Consider the following 25,873-nt stretch of genomic DNA (forward strand, 5'->3'; position numbering starts at 1 on the left):
ATTTGAGTAATTATGATTGTTGATATAACGCATTCTAAATTTCCAGCAGTAGCCGAGAATTGCAATATAGTGCCGAAATGCGATTTTACTTGCGATGAGTTAGCGCAAAAAATAGCTCCTATCGAAGCCGATTTGTTTGGCAAAGGCTCATGGAATGAGAGTATGATTTCGCAAGAATTACAAGCTCCTATGCGCGCGTATTACGCTCAAATCGACGGAAATACGCATACGTTATGCGGGTATGCAGGCTACTGGTTTGACGGCGACGATGCGCAAATAATGACAATCGGCGTTGTGAAAAAATATCAAAGAAAAGGCTTAGCGTCGGAACTTTTATCAACTATGATCAAAACCGCAGAAAAAATTGGTGCCAAACGTATGCTGCTAGAAGTTCGAGTTGACAATGTTCCTGCGCTCGCGTTGTATGAACGCTTTGGTTTTAAGAAAATGGGTTTGCGAAAACGTTACTATCAGCCGGAAGGCGTGGATGCGTACACAATGTGCGCTGATCTAACCGCAAAAAAATAACGGAACTGAGGAATAACGAGGAATAACGAGGAATAAAATGAGCGAAGCAATCGTATTGGGAATTGAATCAACTTGTGACGAAACTGCCGCAGCTATTGTGCGCGGACGCACGTTGGTATCAAATGTGGTGGCATCTTCAATGCAAGAGCACGCGCGCTACGGTGGCGTGATTCCAGAAATTGCTTCTCGCGCTCACGCCGAAGCTTTCGTGCCGGTTGTTTCTAAAGCTTTAGCAGACGCAAACATGGATTTAAGCGATGTTGACGCGATTGCAGTAAGCGCAGGTCCTGGTTTAGCTGGCTGCTTAGCTGTGGGTGTTTCGGGAGCTAAAGCGCTAGCTTGGGCTGCAAATAAGCCGATTTATGGCATTAATCACGTAATCGGGCATATTGCAGTAACGCAATTGCAATTCGGTGACGTGCCGGAAGATGTGCTTGCTTTAATTGTTTCCGGCGGCCACACTTCGCTTCTTCACGTGAACGATATTGCTAGAAGTATTGACGTTGTTGGCACAACTTTGGACGATGCTGCCGGCGAGTGCTTCGATAAAGTTGCGCGCTTGCTTGGATTCCCATACCCGGGTGGCCCTCATATTGACAGGCATGGAAGGCTTGGAAATCCGGATACTTTGAAAGTTCCGCAAGGTTTGACGCAAGGTCGTTCCGGCAAAGAGCATCCTTACGATTTCAGCTTCTCGGGCGTAAAAACTGCTGTTGCTCGCTGGGTTGAAGCGCGCGAGGCTCAGGGGCTTGAAATTCCAGTTGACGACGTGTGTGCTTCTTTGGCTAATTCTGTGGCGGAAGTGCTTTCCAGAAAAGCTATGATGGGCTGCGAGCAGTACGGCTCTAAAACGTTGATGATTGGCGGCGGCTTCTCCGCTAATTCGCAGCTTCGTGAGCATTTGTTGGCTTGTGGCAAAGAGCATGGAATTGAAGTGCGTTTGCCGGAGCTTAAGCTTTGCACGGATAACGGTGCGATGGTTGCAATGCTCGGCGTGAATTTGGTGGAAGCAGGTGTTCGTCCTTCTGCTCCTGATTTTGCAATCGATTCTGCTATGCCGCTTACAACGGTGAGCTTATAATAGTAGAAATAATAAAAATCGCGCTAAAAAGTCGCTAAAAATTAGTAATAAAAGTCGTACTAAAAAGTCGCTCTAAAATAAGTGAGGTGTTTTGTGCAGTCAGTTAATTCGCGTAGTGGAGTGTTGCGAGTAGGTGAGAAGATTCAATTCACCGATCGTAAAGGTAAGCGAATTACTGCACAACTTGTTGCAGGCGGTGTTACGCAAACTGAGCACGGTCTTATTTGTCACGACGACGTGATTGGTCAAAGCGAAGGCGTTGTAATTACTACTGTTAGCGCAAAGCGCGAAGCTCAGCAAACTATTGTTGATCCTTCTAAATCGTCCAACAAGCCTTGGAAAGCAGCACGCGCTATTGGTGGCTGGGATTACGTAGTTATGCGACCGCGCATGGTTGACTACGTGCTTTCTATGCCTAGAGGCGCGCAAATTATGTATCCGAAAGATATTGCTCAAGTAATCGCTTTAGGAGATATTCGCTCCGGCATGCGCGTTTTGGAGTCGGGTGCAGGCTCTGGAGCTATGAGCTTAAGTCTTTTGGACGCAGTTGGGGAGTGCGGAAAGCTTACGACGATTGAGCTTCGCCCGGATTTTGCGCGAATTGCTGAATCTAACGCAACTTTGTACTACGGAAAGCGTCCAGAATGGTGGAATTTGCTTACTGGCGATTTTGATTCTGTTGCAAAAACTTTAGACGCGCACAGCGTGGATCGCATTATGCTCGACATGCTTGACCCTTGGAATCGCCTCGAACAAGCGCATCGCGTTATTGTGCCGGGAGGCGTGCTTATTGCGTACGTGACGACTACTACGCAAATGTCTCGAATGGCTGAAGCTTTGCGAGAAAGCGGCGTGTGGACCGAGTCGGAAATTCAGGAAACATTGGAGCGCACGTGGAAAGCGCAAGGTTTGGCTGTGCGCCCGGATCACGCGATGATTGGTCACACGGGATTTTTGATTGTTTCGCGCGCAATGGCAGAAGGTTTTAGCGCTTTGAAGAAGCGCGAGCACGGTACTAAAGATACTGTGAGCGATATTGACGATATGACAGCAGAAGAGCGCGCTGAGCAGTTGGAAGACTTGTCTTTGCGCGATATTTCGGATCGTAAATTGCGTAAAGTTTTGCGCGATTTAGACGTGCAACTTGCGCAATTGCCGCAAGATTCGCAGTCGCAAGATTTGCAAAATCCGCAGTCTGCACAACAATCAGCGCATACTCAAGCTAAGTAGGAGAGCATTATGGCATCACCAATGAAAAAGCTTATGAAGAAAGCACACCATAGTAAGTATGTTTTGTTGCTGATGCGTCATGCGAAGGCGGAAGCTCCTCAAATGGGCGACGACTGGGGTCGTGGCCTTACAGATAAGGGCTTAAAGCAGGCGAAAATTATGGCAAAAGGCTTGGAATCTTTGAAGCTTGTGCCGGATTATATTGTGTGTTCTAGCGCGAATCGCACTGAGCAAACTTTGAAGCGAATGTTGAAGCGGTTTGGCGATGCGCCTGTGGTTGAGTCACGCAAAAGTCTTTACGATGGCGGTATGCAGTCGGTTATGACCGAGTTGCAAGCGGTTCGAAGCGATGTTCATACGACGATGATTGTGGGTCATGAGCCAACGATGTCGATGGCTGCGCAGTGGCTTTCTTCGCCGGATTCGGATCCCGATGTGCTTGGGGCGATGCGTTTGGGGCTTGCTAATGCGTCGATTGTGGTGCTTGTGTCTGATCGCCCATTCGCAACTTGCGGCTTGCGCGGCGCAACAGCCCTCGCAATCCTCACCCCCAAATCCTTTGCATAACCACACGAAATTAAGCATATAAATTAAGCTTATAACGACACCCCAAGTTCTTGAATGACCGCATTCAAGCATTTCTTTGCTAGGCTAAAGCGAGTCAAAGAAATTTTTTGGAGGATGTATGTCTGCGGTTTTTACTTCGGTTTCCGGTTTTCCACGTATTGGTGCTAATCGTGAGTTGAAAAAGATTATTGAACGTTACTGGAAGCAGGATGCTTCTTTGGATGAAGTGCGTGAAGTTGCTCAATCTTTGCGTGCTAAGCATTGGCGTTTGCAAGCTGAAGCTGGGATTGATTTAATTCCAAGTAACGATTTTAGCTACTATGATCAAATGCTCGATACGGCTATTTTGCTTGGTGCTGTGCCTGAGCGTTATAATGCTTTGAATTTTGAGCATGCTGAGGATACGCTTTTTGCTATTGCGCGCGGCTATCAGGGTGAGCGCGGAGATGTGACGGCTTTGCCGATGAAGAAGTGGTTTACTACGAACTACCACTATATTGTTCCGGAAGTTGAGAATCCGGAAGACTTGCGTTTGGCTGGAACTAAGCCTTTTGACGAGTTTTTGGAGGCTCGCGCGCAGGGTTTGGAAACGAAGCCTGTGCTGATTGGCCCGTACACATTCTTGAAGTTGGCTCGTACTCCTGAAGCGCAGGAGTTGAAAGTAACTGAGTCTGTGATTTCAGCTCTGGCTTTTGCTTATGCGAGTATTGTTAAGCGTTTTGGCGAGCTTCACGCAACTTGGTTGCAATTTGATGAGCCTTATTTGGCTTTGGATAAAGAAGAAGGCGATTTGGAGCTTTTTGAAGCTTTGTATAAGCCTTTGCTTGATGCTAGGAGCGCGGAAGTTAAGCTTCTTCTTAACACTTATTTTGGCAATATTGCTGACGCTTACGAAACTGTGAATAATCTTGGTTTTGACGGCGTTGGCGTTGATTTGGTGGAAGGCAAGGAAGAAAATCTTGCAGCCATTGAGCGTTATGGTGTGAACGAAAAAACTACGCTTTTTGCAGGCGTTGTGAACGGCCGTAATATTTGGCGCAACGATTATGCTGTGAGCCTTGGTTTGGTTGACGCTTTGCGCGAGAATATTACGGATCGCGTGGCTGTTTCTACTGCTTGCTCGCTTCTTCACGTGCCTTTTAGCACTGTTGGTGAGGATGCTTTGGGTGCGGATGTTTTGCAACATTTTGCTTTTGCTGTTGAAAAGTTGCAAGAGATTCGCGATATTGCCAATCTTGCTGTAGAAAGTGACGAAAGCCGCAAATCTAGTAACGTTTTGGCTAAAAATCAGGCTTTATTTGACGGTTCGCGCGTGAAAGCGGATGCTGCTGTTGCCAATCGTCTTGCGAATCTTAAGGATTCTGATTTTGTGCGACTTCCGGAAAGGGCGGAACGTCAGCGTTTGCAAAAGGAAGCTCTTGGCTTGCCGGATTTGCCAACAACAACTATTGGATCCTTCCCACAAACTAAGGATATTCGTAACGCTCGTGCTGATCTTCGCAAGGGCGAAATTACTCGCGAAGCTTACGACGAGTTTATGCGCGATCGCATTGCTAAGTGCATTGAGCATCAGGAGCAAATTGGCTTGGATGTGCTTGTTCACGGCGAGTTTGAGCGCAACGACATGGTTGAATATTTCGGTCAGCATTTGCGCGGCTTTAAGTTTACGAAGAATGCTTGGGTGCAGTCTTATGGCACTCGCTGCGTGAAGCCTCCAATCGTGTGGTCGGATGTTTCTCGCGAGTCTGCAATTACTGTGGAGTGGAGCGCTTATGCTCAAAGCTGCACGAAGCATATTGTTAAGGGCATGCTTACAGGTCCTGTGACGATTCTTAACTGGTCTTGGCCTCGCGAGGATATTACGCACGAAGAGCAGACTCAGCAGTTGGCTCTTGCTATTCGCGATGAAGTGTTGGATTTGGAGCGTGCGGGTATTCGTGTGATTCAGATTGATGAGGCTGCTTTGCGCGAAAAGTTGCCGCTTCGCCGCTCTGATTGGCATAAGAAGTATTTGGATTGGGCGATTTCTGCTTTCCGACTGGTTCATTCTGCTGTTGCTGCGACTACGCAAATTCACACGCATATGTGCTATTCGGAGTTTAATGACATTATTCGCGATATTGACGCTATGGATGCGGATGTGATTTCTTTCGAGGCTTCTCGCGGCGACTTGGTTGTTCTTGATGCTATTCACGACGCGCATTTTGAGACTGAGGCTGGCCCTGGAGTTTATGACATTCATTCTCCGCGCGTACCTGGTAAGGCGGAGCTTGTGGAGCGTATTCACGAGATTTTGCGCAAGATGCCTGCTCAGAAGCTTTGGATTAACCCGGATTGCGGTCTTAAAACTCGCGGCGACGCTGAAACTTGGCCAAGCTTGGAAAATCTTGTTGCTGCTGCTCGCGAGGTTAGGGAAGAATTGCAAGATAACAAGCTAATCGATCAGCAGAGCAGGGGGTGAGCTATGCCGTATAAACCAAAGTTTTCGCTGGAAGTTTTTCCGCCTAAGCGCACATCTCCTATTGGTACGATTTACGATACTTTGGATGGCTTGAAGGGTCTTGACCCGGATTTTATTTCGGTTACTTACGGCACTGGAAAGCTGCAGGATCGTACTGCTACTGCGCGTATTGCTCATACGATTCGCTCCGAATACGGTATTGACGCAGTTGCTCATTTAACAGCTCGCTACCTTGATTATGATGCTGTTGATGAAGCTTTGGAAATGTTTGATAATGCTGGCGTTTCCGGCATTTTGGCTTTGCGCGGCGACGTGATTGCGGGTCAGGAAGCGGCAGGCGTTTTTGAGCACGCTAGTGACTTGGTTTCATACATTCGTTCCAAGCGCCCGGATTTGCCGATTTTGGGCGCTTGCTACCCGGAGAAGCATCCTGAAGCAGAAAGTTTGCAAGCGGATATTGAGAATCTTAAGCGCAAAGTTGATGCTGGCGTTACGCATTTAATTTCGCAACTTTTTTACGATAACGAGGATTTTTTGCGCTTCCGTGATTTAGCTCGTGCGGCCGGCATTAACGTGCCGATTGAAGCTGGCGTGATGCCTGTTGCGAATGCTTCGCAAGTTAAGCGCATGACAAGCTTGTGTGCGTCTCGCATTACTTCGCAAGTTTCCGCAATGATGGATCGCTGGGGGAGTAACGCTGATTGCTTGCGCGATGCCGGTAGTATTTTTGCTTCACAGCAGATTAACGATTTAATTGCCGAAGGTGTGGATGGTATTCACTTGTATACCATGAATCACCCTGGCATTGCGCGCAGGATTTGGTCGAATGTGAAGCCGCTTTTTACGAAGATTGGGTAGGCGCGACGACCTGCCTGAGCGCTTAAAGCGTAGCGCGCGAAGGCAACTCGGAGCGTGAGCTTGCTCAGACGGAAAGTCCAGTGGACTTTCCGTGCAAGCTCAGCAGCGAGCGTTTATTCCTCACGGCTATTGGTAGCCGTTCGGCTGATTTGGCATGTGAAGCACACCGTGCTTCACAATTGAGCCAAATCATGCTTTGAAGGAGCTTGAAATCCTGTTGATTTCAAGCTCGGTCAAAGCGCTGCGCGAGCGTCCTTCGCTCAGTGCAAAAAATCTCAAATCTCTACCACACTAATATCCACACGACTGAAGGGCAGTGAGTATTGAAATTTAACATAGAGTGTGTGAATGTATATAAATGCGCAAAAATGTATATATGCATAAAATAGTTGCGTTTTATTCTAAACATGTGTTTGGAATCGCCATTAAAACTGTAATCTAGCTTACATTTGTTATGAGAGTTTCCGCCCCAAAAATATGCCAAAAACGTTGAAATAAAGTCTCGCGGGGGGGGGGGTTAGTAGGCTATACATCATAACAAATACGTTGCAAAATATTCGTATATTCGGTATTATTGAGTACAAATCTCAACAAAAGAGATTGCGCTTTTGAGAGCTGAGCAGAAATCTCATATGTATTTGACCGTAGTTCAATCAGCGTTTGATTACTGCATTAAGCTTTTCGCTAATAAATTCATAAAGACTTATTCAGAGAGAATCGATATTAAGGAGATAAACAATGGCTAATTCAAATTCCGGAAAGCACGCACGTAAGGTAACCCTTGATGCTGCAGTAAGCAACGCGATTGCAAAGGCTGTGGATGCTCGCAAGGTGGCGGCGTTTACGGTTGGTGCAGCAGGCGTGCTGGCTGGTGCTGCGTTCGCTTTTGGAGCAACTCCTGCAATGGCGGCGGAGACTGGTGCGGCTCCTGATACTAAGCCGACTGCTGTGACTGCTGATGAGAATGCTGGTGCTGATAAGAAGGCTGAAGCTGGTAACTCTGATGATAAAGCTGATGCCAAGCCTGAAGATAAGAAGCCTGAAGCTAAGGAAGCTGATAATAAGGGTCAGACTGAAGATAATGCTCAGACTGATCAGAAGGATGAACATAAGAATCAGGTTAAAGATAATACTGTAGAGAATAAGAATCCTGAGCAGTCTGTAGCAAAGGCTGAAGATAATAAGTCTGATAAAGAAAATCAGAAGCAGGAAAATACTACTGCTGGTCAAGATCGCGATTCTGATGGTGCAGAAAGTCAAGATCCTAATAGAATTAAGCCAGATACAACGGATAAAGCTAATACCAAGATTGAAATTAACGAGAATAACGCTGACACTGTGCCGAACGTGTATGGCTGGGGAAGCTCAGACAATACATACAGCGTAGATGGTGAAAATCATACTGTTACCTTCCATTTTGCAGTGCCAAAAGATGGCAAGATTACCAGTATCGCTATTTTCCCTGCTAAGACGAATGGTTTCAATAATGCGAAAAGTGAGAAAGGTATTGATTTTTACTCGAAAGATTCAGGCAAACACCAAGATTATTCTGGCGAATATAAGTTTACTGCGAATGATGATGGTTCTGCTGACCTTAAGATGACAACTCTTTTTAGGGATGGTAACCTTAATGGAGGCGCTGAGAAGTATACAGCCAGTCGATCTATTTTTGTGTATGTAACTAATAAAGATAATAAAGAAACTATTGCTTATAAAACAAATGTATTCCGCGCTGTAACGCTTGTTCCGCCAAAGACTTCCGGCTCTGTGGTTCTTAAGTATAACCAAGAGCTTACTCCTGAAAAGGTTCAAGCAGCAATTACTGAAGCTGGCAATGTTGAAACCGCGCGTAGTGATAAAAAGTCGGTAAATGATCAGCTTTCTGGTAAATTTACAGAAAATATTAAGGTAAGTTCTGCGGATGCTTACGACAAGACTACGTTTGATGCTATTAATGCTAAAAAAGCTGGCGATACAAACTCTTATGTAGCTGGTGCGAAGACTCTTAACACCTATATGGTTACGGATTTGGGCTTTAAGTCCGGGGCTATTCCGCTTACAGTTGCGCGCTACGATACGCGTATCGATAAGCCGATTGTTGAGGACCCGACTAAGGTTTCGGCTGAAGTTAAGGAAGATATTAAGAAGAAGCTTGCACGCCTTAATAACGTAAGCCTAGATCAGGTGACCATTAACGACCAGGGTGAATTCACTATCAACTTTGCTGGCGTGGATCCAAAGGACGCTCCTAAGATTCCTTTGCGCGATCTCGTGTTGAAGAAGATTGAAGAAAAGGATATTTCTGTTCCTGCAGCCGATAAAGCAACCATTGTTTACAATCCACTCGCTTACAACGATGCCGAGATTGCGCGCATTAAGAAGGCTATTTACGAAGCTAATAAAGAAAATAAAGATCTTGGATTAAGCGCTACTGACTACGAGAACCAGATTTCGCTTGAATATCTTAAGGGCAATCTTACTGCAACTGGTGACTCTAATAAGGGCATCTCGAATGGTCAAGCAGAAAATATAATTACCGTTAAGATTAAGACCGATAAGGCAGTTGCCGAGTTTAAGTCTGATGTAAAGGCGCACAAGCTCACGCGTTTGGCAGATATTCGCAAGGATTACAACGTTTCGTGGAAGCAAAATAAGATTGACGGTCGTGACAGTGATGAAGGTCTCTCATGGAGCGAAGATCGGAAGACAATCATTTACCGTTACGATCCAACGGCCGCAAAAGAGTTTGATACAAATAAGATTCTTAATTTGCTGAAAGCTACACCAAAGGATCCAAACTCTGGTTTGCGTGACCTCACGGGCAACGAGAAGCTTGATCACGAGGGCGTGGATGGAAAAGGCAAGAAGTCGCATGTAGGCTACGTGATCAAAGATGATCAACCTACCACTGAGTTGTCGCTTGGCAACATGAGCGGTGCTTATTGGCAATATAGTCAGAAGGTTGATAATTCTGGTGTGGACCTCGGCGATAATTTATCGGAAGCTGGTTCGTATTCCTGGGATAATGAAGCTAAACCGGTATTTGTTGCTGCTAAAAAAGACAAGGTATATAAGGCGCGCCTGTTTGTTTTGCCGTATGGATTGACGATGTATAGAAATGTTTACATGGAAAACGGCAATCAACCTTGGAATACGCCTAAGGCAATTAACGTTATCTTTGTGCCGCAGACAAATCATAAAACAAGTGATTTGAAGACATCTGTTGAGGAGCACAAGACTGTTGCTGTTGATGGCAATGAAGTTCCAACGCAGTCAGCCTATTACAACGCGTCTGATAAGAAGAAAGAGGCGTATGACAAGGCATTAAAGACTGCAAAAGACTTGCTTGACACGGTAAAAGACAAGCAAGAAAAAGACCTTACCGAAGAGCAGAAGGCGCAAATCGATAACGCGACGATTAACCTTAATAAGGCACGCGCCGAGCTTGATGGTGCTGACACCAACAAGGATAAGCTGAACGCCTCGATTGAAGCCAATGGTAAGGCTGCAGAAGGCGCTAACCCTGCGTCTGGTACGGTATCAACGAACCAGTTCAAGAACGTAAGCGATCCTGACTTCAAGACACCTGATGGCAAGCCTGATACCACTAAGAACGAGAAAGCTAAGGCTGCTAAAAAAGCTTACGATGAAGCGCTCGAGAAAGCCAAGACTGTAACAGCTGATGATAACGCCACGCAAAAGGCTGTTGACGAAGCCAAGGCCAAGCTTGATGCTGCGCGCGAAAAGCTTAACGAATTTACCACCAACAAGGATGAGTTGAATAATGCTATCGCTCAGCACGGCAAGGTGTACACGGGCGATGCTGATAAGCAAGATGAAGCGAAGCTTAAGACTGCCGACCCAACCTACCAAAACTCTACTCCTGAACAGCGCAAGGCTTACGACGACGCTGTTAAGAAGGCTGGTGAGGTAGTCGCCGATCCAAACGCTTCTCAGAAGGAAGTGAACGAGGCTATCAAGAAGCTTAAGGAAGCTAAGGATGCGCTCGACAAGAACGCAACCAACAAGGCTCCTCTTGACGCTGCCGTTCAAAAGACTTTAGATAACCCTGATCCAAAAGATCCTAACAAGCATAGCGTGTTCTACACGAACGCCGCCGCGAAGAAAGACACTGACGCGGCTGCTAAAAAGGCTGTTGAGGATTACGATAAGGCGCTTGCAGAAGCTAAGAGAGTGCTTGGTGACAAGAACGCTACAAAGGCCGATGTAGATAAGGCTAAGAAAGATCTTGAAGATGCTGAAAAGGTACTTTATGCTGAAACTTATCAAACAAAAGCAACTGATCTTGCGCAGGCACTTGTGGACAACTTCAGCGGTTATTTGATGCCAGCGTACTTCAATGCCTTTGATGAAGCGCAAGCTAAGGGCAAAGATTCTCAAGCCGCAAAAGACTTCAAAGACTATAACGACGCTTATCATGCTGCAAAAGACTTGATGGATGAATTAAAGAAGCCAGGGAGCACCGTAGATCAGAAAAAGGTTGACGCGGCTAAGGATAAGCTTGTTGAAGCCCGTAAGGCAATCGATAAGTACGCCACCGACACCAGCAAGATTTCTGCGGCGCTGCTTCACAGCTTGGCTATAACTAAAAGCCCAGCGTATCTAAACGCGTCCGCTGGTGCTGCAGGTTCTGAGGAAGCTAAGGCAAAGCAAGCCTACGATGATGCTCTTAAGGCTTTGCAAGATGCATTTAATGATAAGATGCCTCAAGATACGGTAGATGGCAAGCCTGGTAGTGCTGCAATCTCAACAAATAATATTCCTGCAAAGGATGGAGACACTAGTAGCCCTGACTATCTTAAGAACATCCAGTCCCACGCTAAGGGTCAGCCTTTGAATAGGGATGTGACAAAGCTCCTTGCAAAGCTTAAAGAGGCTGTTGCAGGCTTGGATAAGTTTGCGACTAAGACCGATGATTTGCTTAAGTCTGTTAACGAGGACGCGGCCACGCATCAAAACCCTGCGTTTAAGAATGCTTCGCAGCCTGATTTCAAGCAAGCTGACGGTACGACTGCTGATGATACTAAGAATAATGCTGCTAAGGCTGCTGTAGATGCTTATGGTGACGCTCTTAACGCAGCTAAAGACTTGCTCAAGAATCCTGACGCAACGCAGAAGCAAGTCAATGATGCACTTAATACCTTGAACGAGAAGCGTAAAGCTCTTGATGCCTACAAGACTGACGTTAAAGCGCTCAAGGATAGTGTTGGCAAGCACGGTAACACGCAAGATCCAGAGTCTACAGCTGCAAAGGAAGGCACTGTTACTTCTGATGCGTATCGCAATGCGTCTGACCCTCACTTCATGAAGGAAGAGGGTGGCAAGCTTGTTCCTGATACGAATAAGAATGATCAGGCAGCCGCAGCCAAGAAGGCGTATGATGAAGCTTTGACAAAAGCTCAGGAGCTTTTGAAGAAGCATGCTGATGAAGCTACGCCGCAAGACGCAAAGCCAACTCAAAAAGACATCAACAAGGCGCTTAAGGATCTTGATGAAGCACGTACCAAGCTTGACGCGTACAAGACTGACACAACAGCCTTGAACGGTGAAGCTGAGAAGTCTCAGTCTGATGCTGAAGGCTCAGTTGCAACTGGCAAGTTCGAGGACACTCCAGAGTTCAAAAATGCTAAAGCTAAGACAAGCGATGGTAATGAAAATGCAGACATTACTGCTTACAAGACAGCCCTTGCAAATGCTCGCAAGTTAGTAAGTGATGCAAAGGATACAAGCAAGAAGAACAGCGAACGTCCAACGCAAAAGCAGATTAACGATGCGCTCGATGCTCTTAAAGCAGCTAAGAAGCAGATTACTGATAACTACAAGACGAATCTTGAGCCGTTGACTTCTGCTAAAGACTTTGCAGGTGGCGACTTTAAGAAGACTCCTGAGTATCTAAATGCTGTTGCTAAGAAGACTGCTGGTGATCAAGGTGCTACAGCTGCCTTGGGTACAGATGGTGGCGACACGGGCTTCGATAATGTTTTGAAGAAAGTTACCGACAAGCTTAATGACAAAGCTTGGAAGCAAAAGGCAACGCAAAAAGATGTAAACGCTCTGCTTAAACAGCTGAAAGACGCTCAAGATAAGATTGCAAAGGAATATAAGACTGATGCAATTAAGCTTGAACGCGAAGTTGGCGATAAGGATCAAGACGGCAAGCCAGTTGTTCCTCCGTTTGAGGCGTCGGTGACATACAAGAATGCACTCGAAAAGGCGAAGACAGAAGAAAATACAACGGACCCTAACTCCGCAACTGCAAAGCTCAAGACCTATGCTGACAAGCTCAAGACTGCACAGGAACTCGTCAACAAGGTCAAGAATCCTGATCCAAACGCGAAGCCAGAAGATCGTCCAACCCAAGCTCAGATAGACAAGGCTTTGTATGAACTTAAGGCTGCGAAGGCTGCAATCACCAATGGTTTCAAGACCGACGTCACTGACTTGCAAAAGGAAGTTGACGATAAGGATAATACTGGCACAACTAAGGTTCCTGACATTGAGAACACAACAGAGTTCAAGAACCTCAAAGCAAAGGTTGATGGAGATAAGAAGCCTGATGACCTTGTAGCGTATGAGCAAGCTTTGGCTAAGGCTAAGGAACTCATCGATAAGAACGATGGTAAGGTCACGAAGGATGGTCAAGAAGTTGACGTTCCAAAGGATCAGCTCCCAACTCAGCAAGAAGTTGACGAGGCTAAGAAGGCTCTTAAGAAAATCAAGGACAAGATTATTGCCAACTACAAGACCAATTCGACCGTGTTGCAAATGGAAGTCGACAAGTCTAAGGACGGCGACGACGACCCGCGTGATGACGTGTTCGAGAACACTCCTGCGTTCAAGAACGCTGATGCTGTGAAGGGCGAAGACGGCAAGGATAACACCGACATGGCAGCCTACAAGGCAGCTCTTGACGCTGCTAAGAAGCTCCTTGCCAAGTTTGACCCTGCTACAGGTTTACCAAAGACTGATCTTCCAGCAGGTGAAAAGGCTCCAACCCAAAAAGACCTTGACGATGCTCTGGATGCCTTGCAAAAAGCTAAGTCGAAGATAGAAAAAGACTATGTAACTAAGAAAGACAATCTGAAGTCCGAAGCGGATGCTAATGGCGACTTCACCAAGACTCCTGAGTATCAGAATGCTCAAGCTAATGGTGATGACGAGTCTAAGAAGGCTCTTGAGGATTACAAGAAGGCTCTCGAAGACGCTAACAAGGTTCTTGGCGACAAGGATGCAACCCAGGCTCAGGTTGATGAGGCTTTGAAGAAGCTTCAGGCTGCTAAGAAGAAGCTTACTGATTCTAATAAGACGGATAAGTCTAAGCTTCAGGATGAGGCTGATGGTGATGCTAAGTTCCGTAAGTCTTTGTACTTCATTATTGGCAAACGCGACGATATTGAGGCTTATAAGAAGGCTTTGGCTGAGGCTGACAGCGTGCTTAACGATCCTAATGCAACTCAGGCTCAGGTTGATGAGGCTTTGAGGAAGCTTCAGGCTGCTAAGTATAAGCTTAATCACCCGTTTGGCGCTGGCAGTGGTGTTGGTAGCGGTAGCGGCTATGATACCGATGCTGATGCTGGGGATGGTTTTGATACTAGTGATTCTCAGAGTGCTTTGGTTGATAAGTCTGCTTTGCAAGTCGAAGTTAATAATTCTGAAGCGGATTCTTCTGCTGCGTCTAAGTCGAACACTGCTGCTGCTAAAGCTTACGTGAGTGCTTTGGCTGAAGCTAAGCGTGTGCTTGCTGATAAGAATGCTACTCAGGCTCAGGTTGATGAGGCTTTGAGGAAGCTTCAGGCTGCTAAGGCTGCATGGCGTAATGCTTCTGGCGCTTCCGGTAATGCTAGCGCTCTTGCTAAGACGGGTGCTGCAACTGGCTTGTTTGCAAGTCTTGCCGCAGTATTCTCTGGTCTTGGTGCTGCAGGCGTAGCTTCTCGCCGCCGCAAGCACTCCAACGAGTAGTCTCGTGCGCGCTTTGACTGAGTCTGAAATTATTGGAATTTCAGGCTCCTTCAAAGCGGAAACTCGCTTGGATTGGAAGTCCAGTGGACTTCCAACGCGAGTTTCGTAAACAAAATCCCTCGCAGGTTATCTTCCGATAATCCGCGAGGGATTTTTGTACACCACCACAATGTAAAGTTGCGGTATGGAAAGTGCGAACATAACAGATAGTGCAACTACTGAAACCAACTGCAACGAAAGCAGCACAAACTCTTCCGCACTCACCTCAAGAAGCCTTATTAAAGCCGGCTTTTCTCGCCCGGATGCCGCACGTTGCGCAATGATGGCAATACGCAAAAACTGCAATAAAATATCGTTTGAAACATTATTAAGAAGCGCGCTTACAGTTGAAGATCCAGATTCCGCATTGCTTTCATTGCAAGATTTAAGTGAAGCATACCCCGAAATAATAAATAATATTTCAACTTCAAATTCGCAAATATCTGACTCATTAACAAGCCTGATGCAAGTATTAGGTGCGTCTAACGCGTTGGCAATGCTTATGCGCACAAGACCTAATCTTATAAAAGCCGCGGCAAACGACCCGAATCATCTTTTTGCAATGACTAGGGAAGAGCGCGTAAAAGACCTACTCGAAGCAATACAAGCGTATACTGCAACAGTTGTTGCTTCTGAAAGCAGCGATTCCAACACAATTTACTTAACATCCCTCGGCTTTGCGCAAGCGGTTTCTGCGCTTCGTGCGCGCTACCGTGAGCATGTTGCTGCAATTATGGCGGCTGATTTAGCTAGCGCTGACCCTGTTGAAGTGCAGCCAGATATTAGTCGCAAACTTTCCGACGCGGCGGATGCTGTTCTAGAGGCAGCGTTGTCTATTTCGCGCGGTCAGGTTACTGGTTCTTCCGCATGCAGATTTGCGATTATTGCTATGGGTAAGCTTGGCGCACAAGAAATTAACTATGTTTCCGACATCGATTTGATTTACGTTGTGGAGCCTGCGGACTCCGGCAACAAGCAGAATCAGGACGCTGCCTTGCGTGTTGGTGCTTCTATGGCGATGGTTTTGCAAAAAGTATGCCAGTCAGTGGTTATGGGCTCTGTGGAGCCTCCGCTTTGGCAGATTGATACTGCGCTTCGCCCGGAAGGTAAGGATGGTCCTCTTGTTCGTAGGCTTGATTCTCATAGGGAATATTACGAAAAGTGGGCTAGTAGCTGGGAGTTTCAGGCGCTTTTGAAGTCGCGCCCTGCAGCAGGGGATGCGGATCTTGGAAAAGCTTATCGCGATATGGTCGAGCCGTTTATTTGGAAGGCTTCTGGTCGTGAGCATTTTGTAGCTGACTGCCAGCATATGCGTCAGCGTGTGGAGTCGCTTATTCCGGCTTCTCAACGCGATTTAGACATGAAGCTTGGCCGCGGCGGCTTGCGTGATGTTGAGTTTACTGTGCAAATGCTGCAGCTTGTGCACGGAAGTGAGGATGAGTCGCTTCGAGTAAGGGATACTATTTCTGCTTTGCAAGCGTTGGCTCAAGGTGGCTACGTCTCTAGGTCTCAGGCTGCGCTTTTGGCAGAACACTACCGTTTTGAGCGTGTTCTTGAGCATCGTCAGCAAATGTGGAGTATGCATCGCACGCATTTGTTCCCAGATTTGGGTGCGCAAGGAAACGGCGGTTTGGATCGTGCGCGCACAATTTCTACAGAGCAGCTTAATAATAATGAGCAGATTTGTCGTCTTGCTCGTGCTGTGCGGCTTCGTCCGGAAGAGTTGGTTGCGCGTTTTGATAAAGCTCGTCGTGAAATTCGGCACTTGCATAAGGATATTTACTACCGTCCGATGCTTCCTATTAACGCTCAAACGGATGCGGATCCTATTGTGCTTTCGCCGGAGGCTGCTCGCGCTCGCTTTGCTTCTATTGGTTTTGCGGATGCTCGTGCAGCACAGTTGCATGTTGAAGCGCTTACGGAGGGGCTTTCTAGGGCTGCTAAAATTCATAGAATTTTGCTTCCGGCAGTGTTGAAGTGGCTTGGCGACGGGCAGAATCCAGATATGGGTTTGCTTGCGTGGAGGCGTCTTGCGGAGCGTTTTGGCGGAAAGAACACGTATCTTGGTTTTTTGCGTGATTCTCCTTCCGCAGCTCAGCGTCTTTGCCACGTTTTGGCGGATTCTCGATATCTTGGCGACGCTATGATGCAGTCGATGCAGTCTATTACTTGGCTTGGTGACGACGAAGCGTTATCTGCGCGCGATAGGGCAAGTCTCGACATGCAAACTAGTGCAATGGTTGCGCGTTATGCAAGTAATATTGCGGATTTTGCGCAGTCTTTGCGTGCTCTTCGCCGGCAGGAAATTGAGCGAGTTGCTTTAGCTTGGATGTGTGGTCTTATTGACGACGATACTTCTATGCTTGCAATGAGTGACGTGTTTGATGCTATTTTAGATGCGACTTTGCAATGGTCTATGCGTGAAGCTGTGTCAGCAATGAATTTGAATGCTCCTCAAGCTGAAATTGCTATTATTGCTTTAGGTCGTTACGGTGGTAGAGAAGTAAACTTCTGTTCTGACGCAGATATTATGGTAATTTACAAGCCGGTTGGTGAAGATTGCGATTTAAACGCAGCTCACCGCTTTGCGCAAAAAACTGTAGATATTTTGCGCAATATTTTGCAAGGTCCTCTTACGCTTGAACCAAAAATCATGGTCGATTTGGATTTGCGTCCGGAAGGAAAAGACGGTCCGCTCGTTCGTTCGCTAGAATCTTGCGAAAATTATTATCGTCAGTGGGCTAGCACTTGGGAGCATCAAGCGTTGTTGCGAGCGCGTTTTGCTGCAGGTTCTAAAAAGTTGGCGGATGCTTTGCTTGATGGCGTTGTGAACGAATTGCGTTACGCTGCAAATCCTCTTAGTGAATCTCAGCTTGCTGAAATTCGTAAGCTTAAAGCGCGCATGGAAGCGGAGCGTTTGCCTCGAGGTGTGAGTAGGGATAGGCATTTGAAGCTTGGTCGTGGCGGTTTAAGCGATGTTGAGTGGACCGTGCAATTGATGCAATTGCAATATGCTTCAAAGCATAAGTCTTTACGAGTAGTTGGAACTATGCAAGCGTTGAAAGCATTGCAATCTGAGCATTTTATAAGCGACGAGGATGCTGAAGTTTTAAGCCGCTGCTGGCATATGTGTTCTGCAGTGCGCAACGCAAACTTCTTGTGGTCTGGCTCAATGGCTCGCGCAGATATTATTCCAACTGACTCGTATTCTTTGGGCGGAATCGCAACTTACCTTGGTTACGAGCCTAACCAGGGCCGCGTTTTTGAAAACGATCTTCTAGCAACCATGCGTCAGTGCCGCGAAATCATGTCTCGTCTTTTCTACGCTCGCTAATTTCTCAATCTTTAGTCGCTTCACATTTATTGTTGCATTCTCTTCTTTAGGATATAATTACAGGACGGGAGGTGATTTTAATGAAAAATGCAGTAATGAGTAATGATGTAAAAGAAAGAGCTAACTCTTCAGTTTTTTATGCTGATGTTTCTGCACCTATAAAACAAGCAGTCAGTGGTGAAAATTTAGAAGAAAATGACGAATTATTATCTACTGATTTTTCTGCAAAACTTATGCATAGTTATAAGCAGTCAGTTTCTGGTTTAGCACGCCCGTATGCGGATGTTTTTGCTGAGTTAGAAAAGGGCTTGTAATGAGTTCTTTTAATATTCTTGTTACTCAAGATGCAGAAAATGATTTAAAAAATATAAGAGACTATATTGCATCTAATATCTCTAAGAAAACTTCCGTAAGAATTATTAATTTTATTAAATCTAGTATTGAAAGACTGTCTCTTTTTCCTCAGTTTGCACCTGCAGTTAAGTATGAGCCTTGGAATTCACTTGGTGTGCGTCGTATTATTGTAAAGAATTTTCTTGTTTATTACAGAGTTGTTTTAGAAGAAAATACAGTTTATATTTTGAAGGTTACTTATGGTAAACGTAATCAAAAAGCTGTATTGGAACAAATAGATTTATTGGATTAAGTACTTATTAAATGTTGCATAATAAGTTATAGTTCTCCGCCACTCCGGGTGGGGGATTCGTCAACGCTAATCAGTAAAATTACGTAGGTCGCGTGTGGTTGCGACCGTCTTGCCAATTGACGGAAGGTGAGCGGTACTTATTATGACGAACGCAATTTCTAGTTCTTTACATCAAACTTTTTCTCTAAGCTCAATTGCAAATTCTCTAGCGGGCAAAAGTGTTGTTACATTAGACGATATTTCAACTGCGCAAATACGAATGCTTTTAGACAAAGCGCGATACATTGATTCGCACCGTAAAGAAGTGGCTCACACTTGCGATGGCAGAGTGTTGGCCACTCTTTTTTATGAGCCGAGCACGCGCACTCGCTTAAGCTTCGAAACAGCAATGCTGCGTTTAGGCGGAAAAGTAATCGGTTTTGCAGGTGCGCAACTTTCTAGCGCAAGCAAAGGTGAGACTGTAAACGATACTTTGAAAGTCGTGTCTAATTATGTTGATGTTGTTGCAATGCGTCACCCAAAGGAGGGTGCTGCTTTTGTTGCAACGCAAGCTGTGAGCACGCCTATTATTAACGCGGGCGACGGCGGTCACATGCATCCAACTCAAACTCTTGCAGACTTGGCAACTATTCTTGCGCGTTTCGGTCGCCTTAATAATCTCACTGTCGGCTTGTGCGGCGACTTAACTTACGGACGCACAGTTCACTCGCTTATTGAAACTTTGTGCCGCTTTGGAAACGTTCATTTTGTGCTGATTAGCCCAGATGAGCTTAAAACTCCTCAGTACGTAATCGACCGCATTGATGATACGCCTTCGTGTACTTACGAGGAAACTCGCGACTTGATGGAAGTTATTGGCAAGCTTGACGTGCTTTACATGACTCGCGTGCAAGAAGAGCGTTTTACGGATCGCGAGCAATACTTGCGACTTCGTGACACGTATATTTTGACGGAAGAAAAGTTGCAAAAAGCAAAGTCGCATATGCCTGTGCTGCATCCGCTTCCTCGAATTAACGAGATTGCTGTTGATGTTGACGACGATCCGCGCGCAGCATACTTTGAGCAGGTTAAAAACGGTATGCTTATGCGCATGGCTTTGGAAAGTTCCGTTCTTGGCGACGAGCTTTGCGGCTACGAGCCAACCGATTTTGTGAACGTTCCAGAAGACGAATTGCAAGCGGTTGACGCGCACGGAATTTCTTTGGCGGATCCTCGCGTGCATGTAACGGACGTGAATGCGCCTGAAAATCTTACTTGCCCGAATCCTCGTTGCATAACAAACAGCGAACTAACTCTTAAACGCAAGTTCTACAAAGCTGATTCCGTAAGGCACGAGTATCGCTGCATGTATTGCGACGAAGAAGCAGAAACTAAGTAAAAAATTTAATAATATTATTATATAACTGTAAAAATTACGCAAAACCAGGAGTGAAATGAACGAATCAGGCACCTTAACTTTGCGCAATATCTCTGTGTGGGATACTGGCGAACGTATTGATCTTATTGTTGATGGCGTTCGTCAGGATGCCCTTATAGAGCAGAATGCGCGCGTTACTGGCGACATTGACGCAAGCGATTGGGTTGTTGCTCCTGGTTTTGCAGATCCGCATGTGCATTTTAGAGATCCAGGGCAAACAGCAAAAGAAACAATGATGACCGGCAGTGAGGCTGCGGCGGCTGGCGGTTATACGCAAGTTTTGATTATGCCAAATACTGTTCCAGCTCTTGACGGCGAGCCCTGGGAAGATGCTCCATTTGATGTAGAAAATGTAGTTGACTATTTGCAGCGTTATGGTTGCATTTACGGCGTAAAATTGCCAGTTCGCTACGATTTGAGCGTGTGTGCATCATTGGGACGTAAAGGTTTAAAGCCAAGCAATATTGAGCTTTGGAAAAAGTATGTTGCTGGAATCGACGACGACGAAAAAACTTCTCCTATGAAAAAGCACCCGATTACTGCTATAAGCGACGACGGTGCTGCAGTGCCCGAACCGATTTTGCGAGATGTATTAGCGATGGCAAAACAAACTGGTTTGCCTTTCGTTGAGCATTGTGAGCATCATGATACGGGAGCTGTAAACGAGGGCCCGATTGCAAAAATGCTTGGTGTTGGTGGAATTCCAGCTTCTACTGAGCTTGCAATTGTGCAAAGAGATATTGATGCAGCCAAAGAAACTGGCGTACACGTGCATTTCCAGCATGTGAGCACTGCTGCTGCTTTTGAGGAGATTCGTAAAGCAAAAAAAGAGGGATTGCCAATTACGTGCGAAACTGCGCCTCACTATTTAGCTTTATGTGATGAGGATGTTTTGCGATATGGCGCGATGGCTAAAATGAATCCTCCTCTTCGTTCAAAAGCGGATCGTCAAGCAACGCTCGCTGCTATTGCGGATGGCACAATTGACATGATTGCAACAGATCACGCGCCTCACACTGCGGAAGAAAAGTCGGGAGATTTTGCAAGCACTCCTAACGGAATTATTGGGCTTGAGTGCGCGTATGGCGTTTGCAGAAAAGTGCTTGTAGAAGCCGGGTATACGGATGACAAGCATTTAATCGAATTGATGGCAGTAAATCCAATGCAATTGATGAGCAGAAGACCTACTGATATTGCGGCTTTGCTTAATGTTTCTTCGCGATGCGCAAACAAGCGAACGCTGCGTTTAAATATTACTGAGCACCCTGAAAACGTTGATTTAGTGCTGATTAATATGCGCGAAAATTGGGCGGTTGACGCAAATTTGTTCCACTCAAAAGCTCGAAATACTCCTTTTGATGGATGGCAACTTACAGGCAGGCCTGTTGCGACGATTATTGGTTCAGAAATTGCTTTCTCGAGAATGTGATTGATTAAATATAAATTTGGAATGGTAGTAAATTATGGACGAACTTATTGAAGCGATTGCAGTCAAGCAAAATCCTAGTGTTGTGGGCTTGGACCCTAAGCCTGGAATTGTGCCTGTGGAAATTATTAGCTCTCTTGCGGACGAAGTTTTGCAAGAAGTAGAAGGCGAGGATGCGCTGCCAACGCTTTTAGCTACAGCTTATTTTGAGTTTAATCGCGCTATTATCGACGCGGTTGCAGATTTTGTGCCGGCTGTAAAGCCGCAAATTGCAATGTACGAAGCTCTCGGTTCCGCTGGAATGGACACGTACGCAATGACTTGCGAGTACGCAAAATCGCAAGGATTAGTTGTAATAGGTGACGCAAAGCGCGGAGATATTGGCTCTACAGCTGGTCAATATGCTGCTCATTTAAGCGGTTTCGCTAATCTTTCTTCATATTTTGAAGACGACGCCACTAATAGCAGCGCGGTGCCACAATCTCTTAAAAATCTTCTAAAAAGCTCTAAAAATCTTGACGTTTGGCATGAAGATTCGCTTACAGTAAACCCTTATATGGGTTCGGATGGTGTGAAGCCTTTTATTGATGAAGCAGTAGCGCACGATAAAAGCATTTTTGTACTGCTTCGCACCTCGAATCCTTCTAGCAAAGAGCTGCAGGAGCTTATTTTGCAAGATGGCAAGCCAGTGTATGAGCATATGGCTGATTTGATTGAGAACTGGGGTGCTTCAAGCATTGGCAAGCATGGCTATTCTAAGGTTGGTGCAGTTGTAGGTGCCACGCATCCGGAGGAGGGCAAGCATTTGCGCGAGATTATGCCGCACACTTTCTTCCTTGTTCCAGGCTATGGCGCTCAAGGCGGTACGGCTCAAGATGTTGCTGGAATGTTTGATGCAAACTCTGAAGGTGCTATTGTAAACTCTTCGCGCGGTATTATTGCTGCTTGGAAAAAGTCTGAAGATTACGCTAAAAATCAAGGGCATATGTCTCTTGATGACGTTCTTGATATTGTGCGTGATTCTGCAGCTGTTGCCGCGAGAAACATGCGAGATGACTTGCGTAATGCAGTGTATCGCTAGAATGTATAACAAAATGTATAACAAAAAATAAAACTTAAAAATAAAATTAAAAAATAAATTAAAATCAAAACTAAAAAAGTAACCAAAACGCAACGGTACAAAACACATACAAGGGTAGGGGAAACCACATGAGTGATGGCATGTTTATTCCAACGCGAAAAGCCTCTGGAAACGCCATAATTACGTTACGTGAAGACGCTTTTGATTCTTCCGGCTCAAGTTCTGCAGACGAAAGCAATAATGCAAAATATTCGCGCCTTTGGGGGCGCAGAGCTGTAGAAGTGCTCAATAATGAGAAGCTAGACGAAGGCGTGTACCGTTTGACTTTGCGAGATTTAGAGATTGCTAAAAAAGCTGCTCCTGCGCAATTTGTGAACTTGTATTCCCCTGATCCAACTGCTATGCTTCCGCGTCCTTTTGGAGTTGCAAGCGTAGAAGGTGATTCTTTTACTTTGATTTTTGCTGTGATTGGCAAAGGTACTGCTAAGTTTGCTGAGCTTAAACCAGGAGATAGCGTTGACGCTCTTGGACCTTTGGGACTTGGCTTTAATATTTCCAAACCTGCACATTATGTGTTGGTTAGTGGCGGCTTGGGTGTGCCACCTATTTTGTGTGCTGCTCAAGCGCTTTCAAAGCGTGAAGATTCTAACGTAACTGCAGTGCTTGGCTACCGTAACAAGCGTTTTGCAGATGATTTAACGAAAGAATATATTTCAGACGTACACAGTATTACAAATGCTGAAGGAACTGTTATTACACTTCTTGACGAACTTGAAAAAGTTAAGCATTTTAATTTCGAAGACGATTTGCCAACGGTTATTTTGTCTTGCGGACCTTTGCCTATGATGAAAGCCGTAGCTCACTGGGCGCATGAAAGAAATATTGAGTGCCAGCTCAGTTTAGAAGCGCGTATGGGATGCGGATACGGAACTTGCGTTGCTTGCGTTGTTGACACTTTGGAAGGCAGGCTGAAAGTTTGCAACGACGGTCCTGTTTTTGATGCGAATCGTTTGGGTTGGGAGTAAAAAATATGAGTGCTGTAAATAATGCCGAAAATAATTCTGTAAATAACGCAAATTCCGCAACAAATTCCGCTGAAACTTTTGGCTTTGACACTAGCCACGTTTGGAAGCATCCAACTCAAGTCGCAGGCGTTAAGTGGAAAAACATGGTTGGAACTGCTTCTGGAACTTTCCAGCTTGCAGCTTGCCGACGCTTTTACGACGTAAGCCAACTCGGCGCAATTTGTACAAAAGGTGTTTCTCCTGTTCCGTGGGAAGGAAATCCTTCTCCGCGCACTGCAGAATCTCCTTCTGGAATGGTAAACGCAGTTGGCTTGCAAAATCCTGGTGTCGACCATTATTTAGTAGACGAGTTGCCAAAACTAAAATCCATGGGAGCGCTTGTTATTACTAATGTTGCAGGGCACAGTGACGACGATTATGCGCAAGTTGTTGAAAAGCTTGCAGATTCTGCTGCAGACATGCTCGAAATTAACGTAAGCTGCCCAAACGTGACTCACGGCGGAATGAGCGTTGGCACTGATCCGGTGGCACTTCACCGCTTAATTAAGCGTCTTCGTGCAATGACCGATAAGCCAATGATTGTAAAAATGACGCCAAATGTGACTGATATTGTTTCGATTTGCAAAGCTGCAGTTGATGCAGGAGCGGATGCTTTAAGCATGATTAATACGCTTGTTGGTTTGCGAATTGATATTCGAACAGGCGAGCCGATTATTGCAAACCGCACGGGCGGCGTTTCCGGTCCTGCTATTTTCCCAATTGGACTTGGATTCGTGTGGCGAGTTCGCCAGGCTATGCCAGATATTCCAATTATTGGCATTGGTGGCATTGATTCTGGCGAAAAAGCTTTGGAATACTTGTATGCTGGTGCGAATGCTGTAGAAGTTGGTGCTGCCGCTTTGGTGGATCCTACTGCTCCTATTCGCATTGCTCGCGAGCTTGACGATTTGCTTGATTCTCGTCCAAAGCTTGCGTCTTTGCTCGCTGAAGGAAAGACTTGGCGCTGAAATTAAGAAAGTAAGCGTATTTAGAAAGTATTTAAAATTATTTTAAGAAAGAGAGTTAATTATGGCAGAATTAGACGAACGTTTTACAAAGTTTTTGCTTGATTCAGGTGCGCTTAAATTTGGTGACTTTACGCTGAAATCTGGTCGTCAATCACCTTATTTTATTAACGCTGGCGCTTTTGACGACGGCATGAAAATCGCAAATCTAGGCGCATACTACGCTGAGCGCGTTGTTGCAGCAATCGAAGATGGCAAACTTCCGCAAGATATCGATACTGTTTTCGGTCCTGCTTATAAGGGCATTCCGCTGGCAGTTTCTACGGCAATGGCTTTGACGAATAATCACAATATGCCTGTCGGCTTTACTTTCGATCGCAAAGAGCGAAAGGATCATGGCGACGGCGGAATTATGGTTGGAAAACCGTTAAAAGACGGCATGAAAGTTCTGTTAGTTGACGACGTGATGACAGCTGGAACCGCAGTTCGCGAAACTTTGCCAAAGCTTAAAGCGGAAGCAAATGTGCAAGTTGTTGGCTTGATTTTGGCAGTAGACAGAATGGAACGCACGAAAGACAGTGAGCTTTCTGCAGTAAAAGCAGTAGAGCAGGAGTTTGGATTCCCAGTTTTGCCAATTGCAAACGTGCGCGAAATTTTCGCTGCAGCTGAGCGTATTAAAGGCGACGACGGAAATCCTGTAATGAGTGAGGAATTAGCTTCGCGCGCTGCAGATTACTTGCGTACGTATGGTGCGTAATTATCCTCTACAATTTCGGAACCAAACGGCCACAACGCAAGTTTTGCCATTTTGAAAGATTGTATGCCAAATGGAATGCCAACAATTGTGCAGCAGCAAATGAATCCTGAAACGATATAGCCTAATGCAAGCATTGGCCCAATGAAAAATACAATCCATAGTATGTTCCAAATTGTGCTAGTGCCGCCTTGGTAAATAACGTGTTTTCCAAATGGCGTGAGCGTGAGCTTTGCCATTTTGAATGCTTGAATACCGAATGGTATGCCAATAATGGTTATGCAAAGAAGGAAACTTATAATTAACCAGCTTGCAGCAATGAAAAGACCGCCGAATATCAGCCACACAATATTGCCAAGAAGTTTCATAAAAGTAGTATATAAGTTTTTTAAGTTTTAATGAAGTATGATTTTTGATAAGTAATCTATTGTAAGCGGGTGTA

General features: G+C 45.6%; 17 protein-coding genes. 16 read left to right on the forward strand and 1 reads right to left on the reverse strand.

Features of this window, described 5'->3' with window-relative positions; translation table 11 throughout:
- The first annotated feature begins 12 nt into the window (after positions 1-12).
- The 16 genes from rimI to pyrE all read left to right on the forward strand — a co-directional run bounded on the left by rimI (position 13) and on the right by pyrE (position 25,434).
- Positions 13-528, forward strand: coding sequence for a ribosomal protein S18-alanine N-acetyltransferase (gene rimI, locus AC1EKT_RS00940; protein WP_481615901.1), 516 nt, complete (start codon positions 13-15; stop codon positions 526-528).
- Positions 529-565: 37 nt separating this feature from the next.
- Positions 566-1,609, forward strand: coding sequence for a tRNA (adenosine(37)-N6)-threonylcarbamoyltransferase complex transferase subunit TsaD (gene tsaD, locus AC1EKT_RS00945; RefSeq protein WP_004106430.1), 1,044 nt, complete (start codon positions 566-568; stop codon positions 1,607-1,609).
- Between the two features lie 93 nt (positions 1,610-1,702).
- On the forward strand, positions 1,703-2,839 hold the full coding sequence (locus AC1EKT_RS00950) for a tRNA (adenine-N1)-methyltransferase (RefSeq protein ID WP_415688054.1): 1,137 nt from the start codon (positions 1,703-1,705) through the stop codon (positions 2,837-2,839).
- Positions 2,840-2,848: 9 nt separating this feature from the next.
- The gene (locus tag AC1EKT_RS00955) at positions 2,849-3,406 is read left to right on the forward strand and encodes a SixA phosphatase family protein (RefSeq protein ID WP_415688055.1); all 558 of its coding nucleotides are present in this window, start codon (positions 2,849-2,851) and stop codon (positions 3,404-3,406) included.
- A 118-nt stretch (positions 3,407-3,524) separates the two neighbouring features.
- Positions 3,525-5,867, forward strand: coding sequence for a 5-methyltetrahydropteroyltriglutamate--homocysteine S-methyltransferase (gene metE / locus AC1EKT_RS00960; protein ID WP_481615902.1), 2,343 nt, complete (start codon positions 3,525-3,527; stop codon positions 5,865-5,867).
- A 3-nt stretch (positions 5,868-5,870) separates the two neighbouring features.
- Complete coding sequence (gene metF / locus AC1EKT_RS00965) at positions 5,871-6,725, forward strand: methylenetetrahydrofolate reductase [NAD(P)H] (protein ID WP_481615903.1); 855 nt, start codon at positions 5,871-5,873, stop codon at positions 6,723-6,725.
- Positions 6,726-7,463: 738 nt separating this feature from the next.
- On the forward strand, positions 7,464-14,705 hold the full coding sequence (locus AC1EKT_RS00970; protein ID WP_421785236.1) for a peptidase: 7,242 nt from the start codon (positions 7,464-7,466) through the stop codon (positions 14,703-14,705).
- A gap of 184 nt (positions 14,706-14,889) precedes the next feature.
- The gene (locus AC1EKT_RS00975) at positions 14,890-18,078 is read left to right on the forward strand and encodes a bifunctional [glutamine synthetase] adenylyltransferase/[glutamine synthetase]-adenylyl-L-tyrosine phosphorylase (RefSeq protein ID WP_419399110.1); all 3,189 of its coding nucleotides are present in this window, start codon (positions 14,890-14,892) and stop codon (positions 18,076-18,078) included.
- Between the two features lie 80 nt (positions 18,079-18,158).
- Complete coding sequence (locus AC1EKT_RS00980; RefSeq protein ID WP_415682881.1) at positions 18,159-18,392, forward strand: hypothetical protein; 234 nt, start codon at positions 18,159-18,161, stop codon at positions 18,390-18,392.
- Positions 18,392-18,724 (forward strand): type II toxin-antitoxin system RelE/ParE family toxin, encoded by a 333-nt coding sequence (locus AC1EKT_RS00985; protein ID WP_415682882.1) that lies wholly within the window; start codon positions 18,392-18,394, stop codon positions 18,722-18,724. The genes AC1EKT_RS00980 and AC1EKT_RS00985 overlap by 1 nt, the downstream gene beginning before the upstream one ends.
- Before the next feature lie 142 nt (positions 18,725-18,866).
- A complete protein-coding gene (gene pyrB, locus AC1EKT_RS00990) occupies positions 18,867-20,102 on the forward strand; it encodes an aspartate carbamoyltransferase (RefSeq protein WP_415682883.1) in 1,236 nt (411 codons plus the stop codon).
- A 55-nt stretch (positions 20,103-20,157) separates the two neighbouring features.
- A complete protein-coding gene (locus AC1EKT_RS00995) occupies positions 20,158-21,570 on the forward strand; it encodes a dihydroorotase (RefSeq protein WP_415682884.1) in 1,413 nt (470 codons plus the stop codon).
- A gap of 34 nt (positions 21,571-21,604) precedes the next feature.
- Positions 21,605-22,648: an orotidine-5'-phosphate decarboxylase gene (gene pyrF, locus AC1EKT_RS01000; protein WP_481615904.1), complete on the forward strand. Its 1,044-nt coding sequence runs from the start codon at positions 21,605-21,607 to the stop codon at positions 22,646-22,648.
- A gap of 128 nt (positions 22,649-22,776) precedes the next feature.
- Positions 22,777-23,673 carry a dihydroorotate dehydrogenase electron transfer subunit gene (locus AC1EKT_RS01005; RefSeq protein WP_421785243.1) on the forward strand — a complete coding sequence of 299 codons (897 nt, stop codon included), beginning with the start codon at positions 22,777-22,779 and terminating at the stop codon, positions 23,671-23,673.
- Positions 23,674-23,678: 5 nt separating this feature from the next.
- On the forward strand, positions 23,679-24,680 hold the full coding sequence (locus tag AC1EKT_RS01010) for a dihydroorotate dehydrogenase (protein ID WP_033888448.1): 1,002 nt from the start codon (positions 23,679-23,681) through the stop codon (positions 24,678-24,680).
- Between the two features lie 61 nt (positions 24,681-24,741).
- Positions 24,742-25,434 carry an orotate phosphoribosyltransferase gene (pyrE, locus tag AC1EKT_RS01015; protein WP_481615905.1) on the forward strand — a complete coding sequence of 231 codons (693 nt, stop codon included), beginning with the start codon at positions 24,742-24,744 and terminating at the stop codon, positions 25,432-25,434.
- On the opposite strand, the gene AC1EKT_RS01020 is transcribed toward pyrE, so the two are convergent.
- Positions 25,410-25,799, reverse strand: a complete 390-nt coding sequence (locus AC1EKT_RS01020) for a YccF domain-containing protein (RefSeq protein WP_421785248.1) — start codon at positions 25,797-25,799, stop codon at positions 25,410-25,412. The two genes, pyrE and AC1EKT_RS01020, sit on opposite strands and share 25 nt — an antisense overlap.
- Positions 25,800-25,873: the final 74 nt, after the last annotated feature.

Source organism: Bifidobacterium sp. C0047B3, assembly GCF_056590535.1.